Annotated in this window: 11 protein-coding genes, 2 tRNA genes, 1 other RNA gene and 1 pseudogene; 4 read left to right on the top strand and 11 right to left on the bottom strand. The window is 70.1% G+C overall.

Annotated elements, in window-relative coordinates:
• Positions 1 to 230 precede the first annotated feature (230 nt).
• Positions 231 to 2240 carry a DNA polymerase III subunit gamma and tau gene (locus tag ACZ60M_RS23445; protein WP_465421345.1) on the bottom strand — a complete coding sequence of 670 codons (2010 nt, stop codon included), beginning with the start codon at positions 2238 to 2240 and terminating at the stop codon, positions 231 to 233.
• Between the two features lie 248 nt (positions 2241 to 2488).
• Between ACZ60M_RS23445 and ACZ60M_RS23440 the strand changes: the two genes are divergently transcribed.
• The gene (locus ACZ60M_RS23440) at positions 2489 to 3955 is read left to right on the top strand and encodes an RICIN domain-containing protein (protein WP_465421343.1); all 1467 of its coding nucleotides are present in this window, start codon (positions 2489 to 2491) and stop codon (positions 3953 to 3955) included.
• Positions 3956 to 4035: 80 nt separating this feature from the next.
• Here ACZ60M_RS23440 and ACZ60M_RS23435 read toward each other — a convergent pair whose 3' ends face one another.
• From ACZ60M_RS23435 to ACZ60M_RS23415, 5 genes are all read right to left on the bottom strand, one after another.
• On the bottom strand, positions 4036 to 5262 hold the full coding sequence (locus tag ACZ60M_RS23435) for an ABC transporter permease (protein WP_465421341.1): 1227 nt from the start codon (positions 5260 to 5262) through the stop codon (positions 4036 to 4038).
• Positions 5263 to 5949, bottom strand: coding sequence for an ABC transporter ATP-binding protein (locus tag ACZ60M_RS23430; protein ID WP_465421339.1), 687 nt, complete (start codon positions 5947 to 5949; stop codon positions 5263 to 5265).
• Positions 5946 to 7031 (bottom strand): peptidoglycan-binding protein, encoded by a 1086-nt coding sequence (locus tag ACZ60M_RS23425; protein WP_465421337.1) that lies wholly within the window; start codon positions 7029 to 7031, stop codon positions 5946 to 5948. Before ACZ60M_RS23425 ends, ACZ60M_RS23430 begins: the two co-directional genes overlap by 4 nt.
• Positions 7031 to 7597, bottom strand: a complete 567-nt coding sequence (locus ACZ60M_RS23420; protein ID WP_465421335.1) for a hypothetical protein — start codon at positions 7595 to 7597, stop codon at positions 7031 to 7033. The genes ACZ60M_RS23425 and ACZ60M_RS23420 overlap by 1 nt, the downstream gene beginning before the upstream one ends.
• 114 nt (positions 7598 to 7711) lie before the next feature.
• Positions 7712 to 8206: a hypothetical protein gene (locus ACZ60M_RS23415; RefSeq protein WP_465421333.1), complete on the bottom strand. Its 495-nt coding sequence runs from the start codon at positions 8204 to 8206 to the stop codon at positions 7712 to 7714.
• Positions 8207 to 8337: 131 nt separating this feature from the next.
• On the opposite strand from ACZ60M_RS23415, the gene ACZ60M_RS23410 reads away from it, so the two are divergent.
• Both ACZ60M_RS23410 and ACZ60M_RS23405 read left to right on the top strand, forming a co-directional pair.
• Complete coding sequence (locus ACZ60M_RS23410; protein WP_465421331.1) at positions 8338 to 8994, top strand: response regulator transcription factor; 657 nt, start codon at positions 8338 to 8340, stop codon at positions 8992 to 8994.
• Between the two features lie 8 nt (positions 8995 to 9002).
• On the top strand, positions 9003 to 10157 hold the full coding sequence (locus ACZ60M_RS23405; protein ID WP_465421329.1) for a sensor histidine kinase: 1155 nt from the start codon (positions 9003 to 9005) through the stop codon (positions 10155 to 10157).
• Positions 10158 to 10204: 47 nt separating this feature from the next.
• Here ACZ60M_RS23405 and ACZ60M_RS23400 read toward each other — a convergent pair.
• Together ACZ60M_RS23400 and ffs are read right to left on the bottom strand one after the other, a co-directional pair.
• A tRNA-Thr gene (locus ACZ60M_RS23400) sits at positions 10205 to 10280 on the bottom strand.
• Positions 10278 to 10371: signal recognition particle sRNA small type (gene ffs, locus ACZ60M_RS23395), an RNA gene on the bottom strand. The genes ACZ60M_RS23400 and ffs overlap by 3 nt, the downstream gene beginning before the upstream one ends.
• 116 nt (positions 10372 to 10487) lie before the next feature.
• On the opposite strand from ffs, the gene ACZ60M_RS23390 reads away from it, so the two are divergent.
• Positions 10488 to 10575, top strand: a tRNA-Ser gene (locus tag ACZ60M_RS23390).
• A gap of 234 nt (positions 10576 to 10809) precedes the next feature.
• Here the strand turns inward: ACZ60M_RS23390 and ACZ60M_RS23385 are convergent.
• The 3 genes and pseudogenes from ACZ60M_RS23385 to lysS form a co-directional block, all read right to left on the bottom strand.
• Positions 10810 to 13320, bottom strand: a pseudogene (locus ACZ60M_RS23385) (ATP-dependent Clp protease ATP-binding subunit); the annotation flags it as partial.
• 334 nt (positions 13321 to 13654) lie between these two features.
• On the bottom strand, positions 13655 to 14011 hold the full coding sequence (locus ACZ60M_RS23380) for a histone-like nucleoid-structuring protein Lsr2 (RefSeq protein ID WP_208498769.1): 357 nt from the start codon (positions 14009 to 14011) through the stop codon (positions 13655 to 13657).
• A gap of 248 nt (positions 14012 to 14259) precedes the next feature.
• Positions 14260 to 15717: a lysine--tRNA ligase gene (gene lysS / locus ACZ60M_RS23375; RefSeq protein ID WP_465421349.1), complete on the bottom strand. Its 1458-nt coding sequence runs from the start codon at positions 15715 to 15717 to the stop codon at positions 14260 to 14262.
• Between the last annotated feature and the right edge of the window lie 26 nt (positions 15718 to 15743).

Raw genomic sequence — 15743 nt, 5'->3', positions numbered from 1 at the left:
ACCACGCGCGGCTGGAGTGCCGCGCGTGACCTCGGTATGACGACGTTCGCGAATCCCCTTGTGTCGCCGCCATCCCGCCGGTGCCAGATGGCTTTCGAATCCGTTTTTGCTATCTACTACAACATGTTGAGTAGTGGAGTGGCAACAGAAAGTTTCCGCCTGTGGATAACTTCAACGGGGCAGGATGTTTGGGCAGGTCAACTGCCTGTGGATAACTTTGTGAGGGTTGATCAGGCAATTTGCTTGGCGCTGAAGGCGGTCGTCAGGAGTTTGACGGCCTGCTCCTCGCTCGTGCCGAAGCCGCCTGGGGCCACCGGGTCGTCGGGGCTCGGCTCGTCGTAGTCGTCGGCCGGAGGCTCCTCGAAGGACTCCGCAGCGGGCGCGGCGGCCTGGCGGGAGGGAGCGCTCGTCCCCGCGCTCTGCGGCGCGGCAGGCGCAGGGCGGCTCGGCGCCGGGCTAGGCGCCGTTCCCGTCACCGCTTTTGGGAGGCTCCCGGCCTCCCCCACCTCGCACCGGATCTTCCAGCTGCCGCCGAGCACGTCGTTGAAGACGCCCACGACGATCCCGTACGCGGGCTCCTTCTGCAGGTTCTCGGCATGGAAGGCGTGCTTGAACGCCAGCACCACCTCGTTGTCAGAGGCGTCCGCGATCGTCGCGTCCTGCAGCAGCGCGGCAGTGGTGCGCTTCTTGTCCTTGACCGCCATCATGATCCGGTCCCACTGGCGCCGGATCGAGGCGGCGGTCATGCCGCCCGCGTCCGCGGCGGGCGCGTACGCGGGTGCTTCCGGCTCAGGGGCGGGAGCCGGGACCGGCTCGGCGTCGGCCCAGTCGTCCACGGGGGCGGGGGTGGGGACGGGGACCTGGGCGGGAGTGGCTGCGGCGGCTGGTGTCGGTTGTGGGGCCTCTTCTTCCCATGGCGGGACGGCGGTCGAAGCGGGGGCCGGGTCTTCCGCTGGTGCGGCCGGGGCGGGGGCTGGGACCGCGGCGGGTTCTGCTGCCTTTGCCAGCGCGGCTCGTGCCGCGGCGGGGCCTGCGGGGCCCGCTGCTGCGGTGTCGCGGGCGGGGGCGGCGAAGGCGGCTCCTGCGGCGCGCTGTTCGAGGGTTTCGAGGCGTTGGGTGAGTCCGGCCATGGATTCGTCGGAGCCGGGGAGGATGGCGCGGACGCAGGCGAGTTCGAGGAGGAGGCGGGGGGCGGTGGCGCCGCGCATGCCTGCGAGTCCGGCGGCGATGGTTTCGGCCATGCGGGTGAGGGTGGAGGTGCCCATGCGGGTGGCTTGGCTGGTCATTTTGGCGAGCTGGTCGGCGGGGGCGTCGACGAGGCCGGTGGTGCCGGCGTCGGGGACTTGGTGGAGGACGATGAGGTCGCGGAGGCGTTCGAGGAGGTCGCCTGCGTAGCGGCGGGGGTCGTGGCCGCCTTCGGTGACGCGTTCGACGGTTTCCATGACGGCGCGGCCGTCGGCGGCGGCGAAGGCTTCGCACATGTCGTCGAGGAGTCCGGCGTCGGTGACGCCGAGGAGTCCGGCGGCGCGTTCGTAGGTGACGCCTTCGGGTCCGGCGCCTGCGATGAGCTGGTCGAGGACGGAGAGGGTGTCGCGGGCGGAGCCGCCTCCGGCGCGGACGACGAGGGGGAGGACGTCGTCGGCGACGTTGGCGCCTTCTTCGTCGCAGAGTTTGCGGCAGAGTTCGCGCATGGCGGGGGGTGCGATGAGGCGGAAGGGGTAGTGGTGGGTGCGGGAGCGGATGGTGGGGAGGACTTTGTCGGGTTCGGTGGTGGCGAAGATGAAGAGGACGTATTCGGGGGGTTCTTCGACGAGTTTGAGGAGGGCGTTGAAGCCTGCGGCGGTGACCATGTGGGCTTCGTCGATGATGTAGATCTTGAAGCGGGAGTCGACGGGGGCGAAGACGGCGCGTTCGCGGAGTTCGCGGGCGTCGTCGACGCCGCCGTGGCTGGCGGCGTCGATTTCGATGACGTCGACGGAGCCGTGGCCGTCGGCGGCGAGGGCTTTGCAGGAGCGGCATTCGCCGCAGGGTTCGGGGGTGGGGCCTTGGGCGCAGTTGAGGGAGCGGGCGAGGATGCGGGCGGAGGAGGTCTTGCCGCAGCCGCGGGGGCCTGAGAAGAGGTAGGCGTGGTTGAGGCGTCCGGCGCGGATGGCGTTGATGAGGGGTTCGGTGACGTGTTCTTGGCCTACGACCTCGGCGAAGGTCTGCGGGCGGTATTTGCGGTAGAGCGCGAGTGCCACGTCGTCCTCCTGCTGGCCGGGGCTCTGGTGTTGTTGTCAGGGTACGGCGTGGGTCCGACATGTGGCGGCGCGACCGGTGGAGTTGGTGCGGCGGGCACAGCGGGGGGTGTGTTCTGGGTGCGGGGGGTGTCGTCTGGTGTCGCGGGCTTGCTGTTTTCGGGTGTTGGGAGGGGTGGCCCTGCTCACGTGTAAGCGGTATCCTCAAACGGTAGCAAGACATTTAAACGTTTCAATTGAAGGAGTTCCCCTTGCGCACTCCCATCCCGAGACGCACCGGACTCGCCCGGTGGGTCGCCGCGGCCGTCGTCGCCGTCTGCGCCGCCGCGGGCCTCACCGCCCTCGGCGCCGCTCCGGCCTCCGCGGTCGAGACCAACGTCTGGTACCGGATCGTCAACGACCACTCCGGGCTCGCCGTCAGCATCGAGGGCGCCTCCACCACCACCGGCGCCAAAGCCGTCCTCGCCACCCCGTCCACCAGCACCAACCAGCAGTTCCGCTTCGTCGACGCGGGCAGCGGCTACTACCGGATCGAAGCCCGGCACTCCGGTCAGGTCCTCGACGTCTACGCCAAGTCCACCGCCAACGGCGCCGACATCACCCAGTGGACGAGCAACGGCGGCACCAACCAGCAGTGGCAGGTCAACACCCAGTCCGACGGCAGTGTCGAACTCGTGAACCGCAACTCCGCCAAGGCCCTCGACAACTGGGAGTGGTCCACCACCGCGGGCACCCGCGTCTCCCAGTACGACCGCAACAACCTCGAGTCGCAGCACTGGAAGCTCGTCCCGATCAGCTCCGGCACCGGCGCGCTCAACGACCCGAACGTCCAGTTCTACGGCCGCTGGGACACCGTCACCAACGCCTCCTGGTACACGATGGGCTGGGCCGGCGCCTACGTCGAGACGGCCTTCACCGGCTCCTCGATCGGCGTCAAGCTGCGCAGCACCATCGACATGTACTACTCGGTCGACGGCGGCGCCTACACCTGGATGCGCGCCGTCTCCGGCGACGTCACGGTGAAGACCGGCCTCGGCTCCGGCACCCACAAGATCCGCATCGGCTTCCGCGAGCGGGCCGGGTCCTACACCGGCGACCCGTCCTTCGGCGGGTTCATCCTCGCCTCCGGCGGCGCCACCAGCGCGACCTCGCGGCCCGCCAAGCACGTCGAGTTCATCGGCGACTCCATCACCGTGGGCCAGCCGAACGCCAACCGGCCGTTCTCGACCTACGCGTGGCTCACGTCCGAAGCGCTCGGCGCCTCCCACATGCAGGTCGCCGAGGGCGGCGCGTGCGTCTCCACCACCGACTGCCGCGGCATGGTCGACTGGTTCCTGCGCACCGGCAACCAGGACGCGAACCTGATGTGGGACTTCAACCGGTACCGGACCGACGCGGTCGTCATCAACCTGGGCACCAACAACAAGGTGACCGCGGCGCAGTTCCAGGCCGACTACATCACGCTCCTGGAGCGCGCCCGCGCCTCGTACCCGAACGCGGAGATCCTCGCGATGGGCGTCTTCCGCGGCCGCCTGCTCACCGAGGTGCAGAACGCGGTCGCGAACCGCAACGCCGCCGGTGACGCGAAAGTGCACTACGTCGACACCACCGGCTGGGTCGACGCGGCCACCGACACCAGCGACAACGTGCACCCGCACGACGCCGGGCACGCGAAGATCGCGGGCCTGCTGACCCCGGTCCTCGACCAGTACATCTAGGAGCCAGTCGAGCGGCGGCCGCCCAGTGAGGGCGCCCGCCGCTTCCTATGGGGCGGTGCCTTCCGGGCGCCGCCCTTTTCCTATTGGGTCGCAAGGGCCTCCGTCGGGGAGAGCATCGACGCCCGCACGGCCGGGTACAGCCCGGCGACCGCGCCGATGAACAGCGTCGCGCCCACACCGCCGACGCTCGCCCAGTACGGGACCACCGCGGGCCAGCCCTGCGACGACGCGTAACCCACCGTGACCGCCGTTCCGATAAGGACCCCGCCGAGGCCGCCGAGGGCGCTCAGCAGCAGCGACTCCGCGAGGAACTGCACCCGCACCTGCCCCCGCGTCGCCCCCAGCGACCGCCGCAGCCCGATCTCGCTGCGCCGCTCCAGCACCGAGATCACCATCGTGTTCGCGACCCCCACCCCGCCGACCAGCAGCGCCACCGCGCCCAAGCCGAGCAGCATCCCCGTGAACGCCGAGTCCACGGCCTGCCGCGCTTCCAGGGCGTCCGAAGGCCGCGACACCGACATCTCGTCCGGCGCCGAAGGATCGGCCGTCGCCGCCAGCACCCCCGCCACATCGAGCACGTAAGCGTCCTCAGCGCGCGTGTACACCGTGGTCGCGTGCCCGTCGAAACCGAGATACGCCGTCGCGGCCTCCCAGCCGACCAGCGCGGTCAGATCCAGCTCGGGGGCGAGCACGATCGGCTCCAGCACGCCCACGACCGTGAACCACTGGCCTCCGATGTAGACGTCGACGCCGGCGCCGGTGACCCCCAGCTGCTCCGCCGCGCCCGCACCGAGCACCACGGCCGGGTACCGGGACGTGGCCTCGTTCAGCCACGCGCCGTCGGCGAGCGCCGCGCCCACCGTCTCCAGCAGGGCGAGCTCGGCCGCGCACACCGTCATCCCGCCGCTCTGGGCCTCCGGGATGCGGTCGGAGCGGTACACGTTCGTCTCCGGGACCTGGCCGACCGCCGCGACCTCCGTGACCGGCGCGATCCGCCCGATCATCGACACCGCCTCATAAGGGAGGACGCCGACCTCGCCGCTCATCATCGACGTGCCCGGCGAGACCGTGAGCAGGTTCGTGCCGAGCGCGGCGAGCTGCCGGTCGAGTTCGGCGCGGCTCGACGAGGAGATCCCGACGACCGCGATCATCGCCGCGATGCCGATGGCGATGCCCAGCGCGGAAAGCCAGGCCCGGAGGGGCCGGGTGCGCAGGCCCGTGGCGCCGACGCGGAGGACGTCGCCCGGGTGCATGCGCGCGGCCCGCAGCGACTTCGCGGACGGTTCGGGGCCGGTCGGTGCCGCCATTCAGACCACCTCCCCATCGCGCATCGCGACCTGGCGGGGCAGGGACTTCGCGATGTCCTGGTCGTGCGTGATGACCACGACGGTGGTTCCGGCCGCGTGGAGTTCGTGCAGGAGCGCCATGACGCCGGAGCCCGACACGGAGTCGAGGTTCCCCGTCGGTTCGTCCGCGAGGAGCACCGCCGGTTCGCCGACGATCGCCCTGGCGACCGCGACGCGCTGGCGTTCGCCGCCGGAGAGCTCGTTCGGCAGGTGGTCGAGGCGGTGCGCGAGCCCCACCTTCTCCAGGGCCTGCGCGGCGCGGGCGCGCCGGTCGGGCCCGCGCCGCCCCGAGTAGAGGAGGCCGTCGGCGACGTTGTCGAGGACCTGCTGGCCGACCGCGAGGTGGAACTGCTGGAAGACGAAGCCGATCCTGGTGGCGCGCAGCGCGGACAGCTGCTTGTCCTTCAGGCGCGCGACATCGAACCCGTCGATGCGGACCGTGCCCTCGCTGGGCCGGTCGAGCGTGCCGATGAGGTGCAGCATCGTCGACTTGCCCGAGCCGGAGGGGCCGACGATCGCGCACATCTCCCCCGCGTCGATGCGGAGGGTGACGCCGCGCAGCGCCCGCACCCCGCCCGGGTAGGTCTTCGAGACGCCGTCGAGTTCGACCACCGGCCCGGGGTCCGCAGCGAGGTCCGAGTCGGTCATGACGGCACCACGACGGCCATGCCCGCTTCCAGGCCCTCGCCGCTCACTTCGACGGCGCCGTCGGCGAACAGGCCGGTCTCGACCGCGATCACCTCGGTCGTACTGCCGTGGGCGATCTCCAGGCCGTACCCGCCGCCGCCGAGGCCGAGGAGGGCCTCCACGGGGACGGTGAGGACGTCCTCGACGGTCTCCCCGGCGAACCCGACGTCCACGGCGGCCTGGTCGAGGCCGTCGAACACCGCCGGGTCGTCGGCGGCGACGGTGACCTCCAGGTACGTGGTGGACTCGGTGCCGCTCTGCGTGTCCTCCTCGCTGACGAGGGTCTCGGAGTCGGCGATGGTGCCCGTGGCCTCCGTCCCGTCGGGGAGGGTGACCGCGACGGCCTCGCCGACGGTGACCAGCTCCTGGTCCTCCAGGTCGACCTCGACGGTGACGACCTTGTCGAGGCCCGTGTAGTCGAGCGCCGGGGTGCCCGGCTGGGCCGCGTCGCCCGGTTCGACGCTCACGGTGTCGACCCTGATCTCCCCTGGGGCGTAGGCGATCTGGCCGAGCTCGACGCCGCCGGTCTCGGTCAGGCCCAGGTCCTCCTGCCACTCCTTGACAGCGGCGGCCGTCGCGTCCGTGAACTCGTCGTCCACAGTGAACCCGTCGTAGCCGAGGGCGGCGAGGTTCTCCTCGAACTGCTCGACGTCGTGGCCTTCGGCGCCCGGCGTCAGGGACCGGTACGCGGGGAGGGAGCCGTACAGGAGGACCACCGGCTGGTCGTCCACCGCGTACAGCTCGCCGCCGCGCCCGATCACGTCGCCCGCCTTCGGCAGCGACGTGTAGGTGCCGCTGCGGTAGCAGTCCAGGCCGAGCACGTCGCCGTAGCCGAGGTCGCCCGAGACGGTGACGGTCTCGGTCAGCGTCTGCTGCACGACCTCGGCGGTCGCCGGAGTCTCCTGCGCCGCACCGGCTTCGGCCTCCTCGAAGAACGCCCGCGGGTCGAAGCCGAGCGCCGCGGCCGCGGCACCGGCGGCCGCGATCGCGACGGCGGTGACGGCGACGGCCTTCCCCGCGCCGCCCTTGCGCCTGCGGGTCATCACTCGTCCTCGCTGTCGTTCTCAGGGCCGTCGCCGCCGGGGCCTTCGGGACGCAGCTCCGCGCAGACCTGCTCGGCCGCCTGGAACTCCTCGCTCTCGGGGTCGAAGCCCATCTCGCCGTTCATGACGATGCCGCCGTTGGGCTCCGGGTCCGGGAACTCCGTGACGCCGTTCTCGCGCATGCACTCCGAATAGTCCAGGAGCGCCTCGTAGACCTCCGGGTCGAGCGTCGCGCCCTCTTCGGGGCCGGGCATCAGGTCCTCGCAGGCCTCCTCGGCGGCCTTGAAGTCCTCGTCGGCGGGGTCCATGCCCTCGGGGAGGGAGAGGCCGACGCCGTCGCCGTGCTGCTCGGGGTCGGGGAACTCGGCGATGCCGTTGTCCCGCATGCACTCCGAGTAGGCCAGCGCCTCCTCGAAGCCTTCCAGCTCCTCGCCTTCGTCTTCGGCCGCGGATTCGGTGCCGGCGCCGTCGACGCTGGCGACGCCGCCGTCGCCGGGGTCGTCGCTGCACGCGGCAGCCGAGAGGGCCAGGAGGCCCAGGAGGAGTGCGATCGTGTGTCGCCGCATCGGGTTTCGTCCTTTCGTCGCGCCGGGGAGGTCCCGGCGGCAGGGTCAGTACAGTCGCCTGGGCGTTGCCCGGCCGTAAGCCGGAACGGCAATGCGGCGGCAACGCCGTGCGGGTCAGGAGCCGTCGTGGAGGGCCCCGGCGTCGGGCCGCTGGTCCTCGCAGGCGTCGAGGGCCGCCTGGTAGTCGTCGCTGTCGGGATCGATGCCGAGCTCGTCGAAGCGGACGTTGAGGCCGTCCTCCTCGGGGTCGGGGAACGCCGCGATGCCGGCGTCGCGCATGCATTCGGCGTAGTCGAGGAGGTCGGCGTAGAGGTCGGCGTCGATCATGTCCTCGGGGTCGGGGCCGGGCATGTGCTGCTCGCAGGCGTCGGCGGCGGCCGCGAACTCGTCGCTGTCGGGGTCGATGCTTTCGGGGAGTTCGAGTCCGCCGCCGTTCCCGTCCTGCTCCGGGTCGGGGAACTCGGCGATGCCGTTGTCGCGCATGCACTCCGAGTATTCGACGGCTTTCGCGAGCTCCTCGGTGTCGTCGCCGGGCGGGTCGTCGGGGGTGCAGGCCGCGGTGGCGGCGAGGGCGAGGAGGGTGAGGAGGGCCGCGGTGCGGTGGCGCATGGGGGGGTGCTCCGTTCTTCGGCGGCCGGGCCGGTCCCGGCCGCCCTTCCAGTGGAGCGGTTGGGGTGTTGCGCGGGCGTCGGCCGCGGCGGCAACGCCGCGGCAACACCGGGCGGGCCATGATGGAGGGCATGAGAATCCTGGTGGTGGAGGACGAGCCGCTGCTCGCCGATGCCGTGGCGGAGTGGCTGCGGGGTGAGGCGCACGCGGTCGACGTCGCGCTCGACGGGGCCGCGGCGCTCGAACGGCTCGGCGTCAACGACTACGACGTGGTGGTCCTCGACCGGGACCTGCCGGGCGTGCACGGCGACCAGGTGTGCCGGGCGGTGGCCGCGGAGGGCGGGGAGACGCGGGTGCTGATGCTCACTGCGGCCTCCGACATCGACGACCGGGTGGCGGGGCTGGCGCTCGGCGCGGACGACTACCTGCCGAAGCCGTTCGCGTTCCGGGAGCTCGCGGCGCGGGTGGCGGCGCTGGGCCGGCGGGCGCGCCCGGCGGCGCCGCCGGTGCTCTCGCGGGCCGGGATCACCCTCGACACGCACCTGCACCAGGTGTTCCGCGACGGCCGGTACGTGCCGTTGTCGCGCAAGGAGTTCGCGGTCCTGACCGAGCTGCTGCGGGCCGACGGGGCGCCGGTGTCGGCGGAGCAGCTGCTGGAGAAGGCCTGGGACGAGCACACCGACCCGTTCACGCAGGCCGTGCGCATGACCATCCTCAAGCTCAGGCGCAAACTCGGCGACCCGCCGGTGGTCCTGACCGAGCCCGGAGTGGGGTACCACCTCAAATGAGATCGCCTGTGCGCCTGACGCTCCGTGCCCGGCTGACCCTCGTCTACGGCGGCCTGTTCGTGCTCGGCGGGCTGCTGCTGCTGTTCCTGACGTACAGCCTCGTCGCCGATTCCGTTCCCGGCACGGGCGGGAACGTCTCCGGGTTCGAGTCGTCGAACATCAAAGAGCTGGCGACGCTTCCTGAAGACGCCGTGCTCAATGAGAGCCACCAGCTCCTCATCGTGGGCGAGGTCTGGGGGGAGGCGCTCGGGGAGATCATGAACCAGGGCGTGCTCGCGCTGTTCCTGGTGAGTCTGGCGACGATCGCACTGGGTTGGCTCGTCGCGGGCCGGATGCTCCGGCCGCTGCAGCATGTGACGGACACGGCGGCGCAGATCGCCGAGTCCCCCGCCGCCGACAAGGGCCTGCACCGGCGCATCAAGGTGAGCGGCCCCCGCGACGAGCTCCGGGAGCTCGCCGAGACGTTCAACCGGATGCTGGAGCGCCTCGACCACTCCTTCGACGGCCAGCGCGCGTTCATCTCCAACGCCTCCCACGAGCTGCGCACCCCGTTGACGGTGACGCGGGCGCTCCTCGAGGTGGCCGTGCACCGCGCCGACGCGTCGGCGGACGTGCGGCTGCTGGGCGAGACGCTGCTGGAGGTCAACACGCGGCACGAGCGGCTCATCGACGGGCTGCTGCTGCTCATGCGCTCCGACCGCGAACTCACCGATCGTTCCTATGTGGATCTTGCGGATGTGGCGGAGCACGTGGTCGTCCAGACGCCGTCCGGGGCCGTCACCGTGACGGCCGACTGCGAGGAGGCGCCCGCGCAGGGCGACCCGGTGCTGCTGGAACGCCTGGTGCAGAACCTGGTCGAGAACGCGGTCCGCTACAACACCGGCGAGGACGGCTGGGTGCGGGTATCGACCCGCCGCGACGGCGAATCCTCGGTCCTGGAGGTCGCGAACTCCGGCCCGGTCGTTCCCGCGTTCGAGGTCGAGGGCCTGTTCGAGCCGTTCCGCCGCCTCGGCACCGAACGCCTCGCCACCGCCTCCAAAGGCGCCGGGCTCGGCCTCTCCATCGTCCGCGCCATCGCCAAAGCCCACGGCGGCGAAGCGACCGCCGCGCCCCGCTCCGAAGGCGGCCTGGTGGTGACGGTGCGGCTCCCCGCCGCCGACTGACCCGCAGATACGACGAAGGCCCCGGTGGGAACCGGGGCCTTTCGTGTTGGAGCCGCCTAACGGAATCGAACCGTTGACCTATTCATTACGAGTGAATCGCTCTACCGACTGAGCTAAGGCGGCTGGGTCTCCCACGCACCCGACAGAGCCCGCTTATCCTTGCTGCCTTCCGGCCCTGGGGAGGTTCACAAGATGACGCCGCATGGGAGACGGGCGAAAGTCTACCGCACGCCGCGCCCGTCGCCGAACCGGGCGAGCCCCGACGGTAGCCGAGGTCACGTCGTCGAACCCGGTTGGCGGGCGGTCGGGGCGTCCAGTAAAGTGCTCTGCGGAGGATTCGCATAGTGGCCTAGTGCGCACGCTTGGAAAGCGTGTTGAGTGAAAGCTCTCAGGGGTTCGAATCCCCTATCCTCCGCCACTAGGAGTTGAAGGAAGCCGGAGCGGGCGCTCCGGCTTTTTTCGTGCCCGCGGACGGGCGCTCAGGGCATGCGAGAGGGGCGGGACCGTGCGGTCCCGCCCCTCCTCGTCGTGTCCGGAGGCTCCGCGGTTAAGCGGCGCCGCCCTGGCCGACCTGGCCGCCGCGCGGCCCGGCCCCCGGGCTCTTCGGCGGCATGGTCCCCGTGCCCGCACCCGGGCTCTTCGGGGCCCGCTCGCCGGCGAGCTCGGCCGGCGGCGTGTCGGGCACGCTCGCGGGCTTGTCGGCGGCGCGGAACGTCAGGTGCGTCTTCTCGACGTCCTTCGGGTCCCCGTCGACGTCCACGATCACGATCTGGCCGGGCACGAACTCGTTGAAGAGGATCTTCTCCGAGAGCGTGTCCTCGATCTCGCGCTGGATCGTGCGGCGCAGCGGCCGCGCGCCCATCACCGGGTCGTAGCCCTTGTGCCCCAGGTACAGCTTCGCGTTGTCCGTGAGCTCCAGGGCCATGTCGCGGTTCGCGAGCTGGTCCTCGATGCGCTTGACCATGAGGTCGACGATCGCGACGATCGCCTCCTGCGAGTGCTTCGGGAACACGATCGTGTCGTCGATGCGGTTCAGGAACTCGGGGCGGAAGTGGTTCTTCAGCTCCTCCGAGACCTTCTCCTTCATCCGGTCGTAGTCGCCGCCCTCGGACGCGTCCGCCTGGAAGCCCAGCGACACGGCCTTGCCGACGTCCTTCGTACCGAGGTTCGTCGTCAGGATCAGCACCGTGTTCTTGAAGTCCACGATCCGGCCCTGGCCGTCGGTCAGACGCCCGTCCTCGAGGATCTGCAGGAGCGTGTTGAACACGTCCGGGTGGGCCTTCTCGATCTCGTCGAACAGGACCACCGAGAACGGCTTGCGGCGCACCTTCTCGGTGAGCTGCCCGCCCTCGTCGTACCCGACGTACCCGGGAGGCGCACCGACCAGGCGCGACACCGTGTACCGGTCGTGGAACTCGGACATGTCGAGCTGGATCAGCGAGTCCTCGGAGCCGAACAGGAACTCCGCGAGCGCCTTCGCCAGCTCGGTCTTACCCACACCGGACGGGCCGGCGAAGATGAACGAACCGGACGGGCGCTTCGGGTCCTTGAGCCCGGCGCGGGTGCGGCGGATCGCCTTGGAGACGGCCTTGACCGCGTCCTCCTGGCCGATGATCCGCTTGTGGAGCTCCTCCTCCATCTTGAGCAGGCGGGAGGTCTCCTCCTCGGTCAGCTTGTAGACCGGGATGCCGGTCCAGTTCGCCAGGACCTCGGAGATCATCTCCTCGTCGACCTCGGTGACCTGGTCCAGGTCCCCGGCCTTCCACTCCTGCTCGCGCTTGGCGCGTTTCTCGTGGAGGCGCTTCTCCGTGTCGCGCAGGCGCGCGGCGGCCTCGAAGTCCTGCGCATCGATCGCGGACTCCTTCTGGCGGCGCGTCTCGGCGATCTCCTCGTCGATCTCGCGGAGGTCCGGCGGTGCGGTCATCCGGCGGATGCGCATTCTCGCGCCCGCCTCGTCGATGAGGTCGATCGCCTTGTCCGGCAGGAACCGGTCGGAGATGTAGCGGTCGGCGAGCGTCGCGGCCTGCACCAGGGCGCCGTCCGTGATGGACACGCGGTGGTGCGCCTCGTAGCGGTCCCGCAGGCCCTTGAGGATCTCGATGGTGTGCGCCAGCGACGGCTCGGCCACCTGGATCGGCTGGAAGCGGCGCTCCAGCGCGGCGTCCTTCTCGAGGTACTTGCGGTACTCGTCGAGGGTGGTCGCGCCGATCGTCTGCAGCTCGCCGCGGGCCAGCATGGGCTTGAGGATCGAGGCCGCGTCGATCGCGCCCTCGGCCGCGCCCGCCCCGACGAGCGTGTGGATCTCGTCGATGAACAGGATGATGTCGCCGCGGGTCTTGATCTCCTTGAGGACCTTCTTCAGGCGCTCTTCGAAGTCGCCGCGGTAGCGCGAACCGGCCACCAGGGCGCCCAGGTCAAGCGTGTACAGCTGCTTGTCCTTCAGCGTCTCGGGGACCTCGCCCTTGGTGATCGCCTGCGCCAGGCCCTCGACGGCGGCGGTCTTGCCGACGCCGGGCTCGCCGATGAGCACCGGGTTGTTCTTGGTGCGGCGGGACAGGACCTGCATGACGCGTTCGATCTCGCGCTGGCGCCCGATCACGGGGTCGAGCTTGCCGTCGCGCGCGGCCTGCGTCAGGTTGCGGCCGAACTGGTCGAGCACGAGCGAACCGGACTGCTGGGCCTCCTGGGAGGTGCCCCCGGCGGTCGCGCCCGCGGGCTCCTTGCCCTGGTAGCCCGAGAGCAGCTGCAGCACCTGCTGGCGCACGCGGTTGAGGTCCGCGCCGAGCTTGATGAGGACCTGGGCGGCCACGCCCTCGCCCTCGCGGATCAGGCCGAGCAGGATGTGCTCGGTGCCGATGTAGTTGTGGCCCAGCTGCAGCGCCTCGCGCAGGCTCAGCTCCAGCACCTTCTTCGCCCGCGGGGTGAAGGGGATGTGCCCGGACGGGGCCTGCTGGCCCTGGCCGATGATCTCCTCGACCTGCTGGCGGACGCCTTCCAGGGAGATGCCCAGGCTCTCCAGGGCCTTCGCCGCCACGCCCTCGCCCTCGTGGATGAGGCCGAGCAGGATGTGTTCCGTGCCGATGTAGTTGTGGTTGAGCATCCTGGCTTCTTCTTGAGCCAAGACGACCACGCGTCGGGCACGGTCCGTAAACCGTTCAAACATGCGCTTCTGCTCCTCGCGTCCGCCGCTACTTGTCGTCGTTACTGGTCGTGGCTTGCAAAACCCTGTGGGTACACCTTATCTCCCGGGTCTGCGGACGACGGGTGCCACGTGGGTGACAACAAGCGTGCCTCTTGGACCATTCCCGGTGATAACAGGTTCGCTGTGAGCGCAATACCCGCTCCCCGCCTCGGCAATCCAATGGTGCCGGACGGGTACGACACCCGTCCCGAACAACGGAACGCCGCCCCGTTTCCCTCCCTCTGTTCGCTGGACGCGAAAATGCCCGCCCTCCGGGAGGAGAGCGGGCATCGAAGTCGGTTCGCCGGAGGGCTGACTAGTTGTGCGCGGCGTTGTATTCCTCGACGATCGCCTGCGGGATGCGCCCGCGCGGCGAGACGCGCTTGCCGCTGCGCTCGGCCCACTCGCGGATGGCCTTGTTCTGCTCGCGGTCCACAGTCTGGCGGCGCGGGGCGACGGCGCCGCGGACCGGGCCGCGGGGGGCGCCCAGGCTGTAACGGCCGAGTCGGGTGCCGGCCTCCTGGAACTTCTCCAAGGCGTCGCGCAGTTCCTTCGCGTGGCCGGCCGAGAGGTCGATCTCGTAGGCCTGCCCGTCGATAGCGAATTTGACGGTCTCCTCAGCCTTGCTGCCGTCGATATCGTCGATCAGGATGACCTGTGTCTTCTTCGCCATGGCAAATTCCTCTCGAACTGTAGCGACTAGCGCTGCCGGTACAACCGTCCTGCTAGTGCCAGAGCATATACGAGTCCATTAGCGAAGGGAAAGAGGGTGGGCGCATCTATTTGTGAATACGCGGCTACCGTCCAGGTCACCTGGCTTCTGAATGCGTCCGAGTCGCCGCCCGATCCGGGCGAAAAGGGACCGCGCCGGAGGGAGGCCCGAGAAAAGGGCGACCATCCGGCGCGGTTCCTATGGCTTTGCTATTCGGGTTTCACCAGCGGGAAGAGGATGGTCTCTCGGATACCGAGTCCGGTGAGCGCCATAAGCAACCGGTCGATTCCCATGCCCATCCCGCACAGCGGCGGGAGGCCGTACTCCATCGCGCGCAGGAAGTCCTCGTCGACGCCCATGGCCTCGTCGTCGCCCTTCGCGGCCAGTCTGGCCTGCGCCTCCAGGCGTTCGCGCTGGACGACCGGGTCGATCAGCTCCGAATAGCCCGTGGCGAGTTCGAAACCGCGGATGTACAGGTCCCATTTCTCGGTGAGGCCGGGAGTGGTGCGGTGACCGCGCGTGAGCGGGGACGTCTCCTCCGGGTAGTCGAACACGAAGGTCGGCGCCGTGATGTGGTCGGAGACCAGCAGCTCGAACAATTCCTCCGCGAGTTTCCCGGGGCCCCACTTCGGGTCGACGCCGAGTTCGACTTTCTCCGCGTAAACCCGCAGCGTCTCCAGCGGGGTGTCCACGGTCACTGTTTCTCCGAGCGCTTCGGAAAGGGACCCGAAGAGGGTGATCTCGGTCCACTCGCCGCCGAGATCGTACTGGGAGCCGTCGGCGAGTTCCACCGTCTCGGACCCGAACACCGAACGCGCGGCGCCTTGAATGAGCGACTTCGTCAACCCCGCGATGGTGCGGTAGTCGCCGTAGGCCTGATAGGCCTCCAGCATCGCGAACTCCGGCGAATGCGACGAGTCGGCGCCCTCGTTGCGGAAGTTCCGGTTGATCTCGAATACGCGGTCGATGCCGCCGACGACGCACCTTTTCAGATAGAGCTCGGGGGCGATGCGCATGTACAGGTCCATGTCGTACGCGTTCATGTGCGTCACGAACGGCCGCGCGGTCGCCCCGCCCGGCTGCACCTGCATCATCGGGGTCTCGACCTCGACGAAGTCGCGGTGGTCGAGCTGGTCGCGCAGCGAGCGCACGACCTTCGCGCGGTTGCGGGCGTTCGCGCGCGCCTCCGGGCGGACGATGAGGTCGACGTAGCGCTGGCGCACGCGCGTCTCCTCGGCGAGCGGCTTGTGGGCCACCGGCAGCGGGCGCAGGGCCTTGCCGGTGATCGCGTACGAGTCGGCCATGACCGACAGCTCACCGCGCTTGGAGGTGATGACCTCGCCGGTGACGCCGATGTGGTCGCCGATGTCGACCAGGCGCTTCCAGTCGGCGAGGGCCTCCTCGCCGACCTGGGCGAGGGAGATCATGACCTGGAACTCGGTGCCGTCGCCGTCGCGCAGGCGGGCGAAGCAGAGCTTCCCGCCGGTGCGCACGAAGATCACCCGTCCGGTGGTGCCGACGGTGACGCCGGAGCCCTCGCCTTCCTCGGCGAGGCCCGCGAACTGCTCGCGCAGCTCGGCGAGGGTGTGGGTGCGCGGGTAGCCGAGCGCGTAGGGCTCCTTGCCTTCCGCGAGGAGGGCGGCGCGCTTCTCGCGCCGGATCAGCATCTGCTCGGGAAGGTCGTCGCCGCTGT

Source organism: Glycomyces sp. NPDC050141, assembly GCF_055586545.1.
Note: the sequence above shows the minus strand (reverse complement) of the source record. Positions and strands in the feature narration are given on the sequence as shown.

Coding starts and splice junctions, on each gene's coding strand:
- ACZ60M_RS23410 (WP_465421331.1), top strand. CDS start 8,338: ATGAGAATCCTGGTGGTGGAGGACGAGCCGCTGCTCGCCGATGCCGTG.
- ACZ60M_RS23425 (WP_465421337.1), bottom strand. CDS start 7,031: ATGACCCGCAGGCGCAAGGGCGGCGCGGGGAAGGCCGTCGCCGTCACC.
- ACZ60M_RS23420 (WP_465421335.1), bottom strand. CDS start 7,597: ATGCGGCGACACACGATCGCACTCCTCCTGGGCCTCCTGGCCCTCTCG.
- ACZ60M_RS23435 (WP_465421341.1), bottom strand. CDS start 5,262: ATGGCGGCACCGACCGGCCCCGAACCGTCCGCGAAGTCGCTGCGGGCC.
- ACZ60M_RS23415 (WP_465421333.1), bottom strand. CDS start 8,206: ATGCGCCACCGCACCGCGGCCCTCCTCACCCTCCTCGCCCTCGCCGCC.
- lysS (WP_465421349.1), bottom strand. CDS start 15,717: ATGCTGATCCGGCGCGAGAAGCGCGCCGCCCTCCTCGCGGAAGGCAAG.
- ACZ60M_RS23380 (WP_208498769.1), bottom strand. CDS start 14,011: ATGGCGAAGAAGACACAGGTCATCCTGATCGACGATATCGACGGCAGC.
- ACZ60M_RS23430 (WP_465421339.1), bottom strand. CDS start 5,949: ATGACCGACTCGGACCTCGCTGCGGACCCCGGGCCGGTGGTCGAACTC.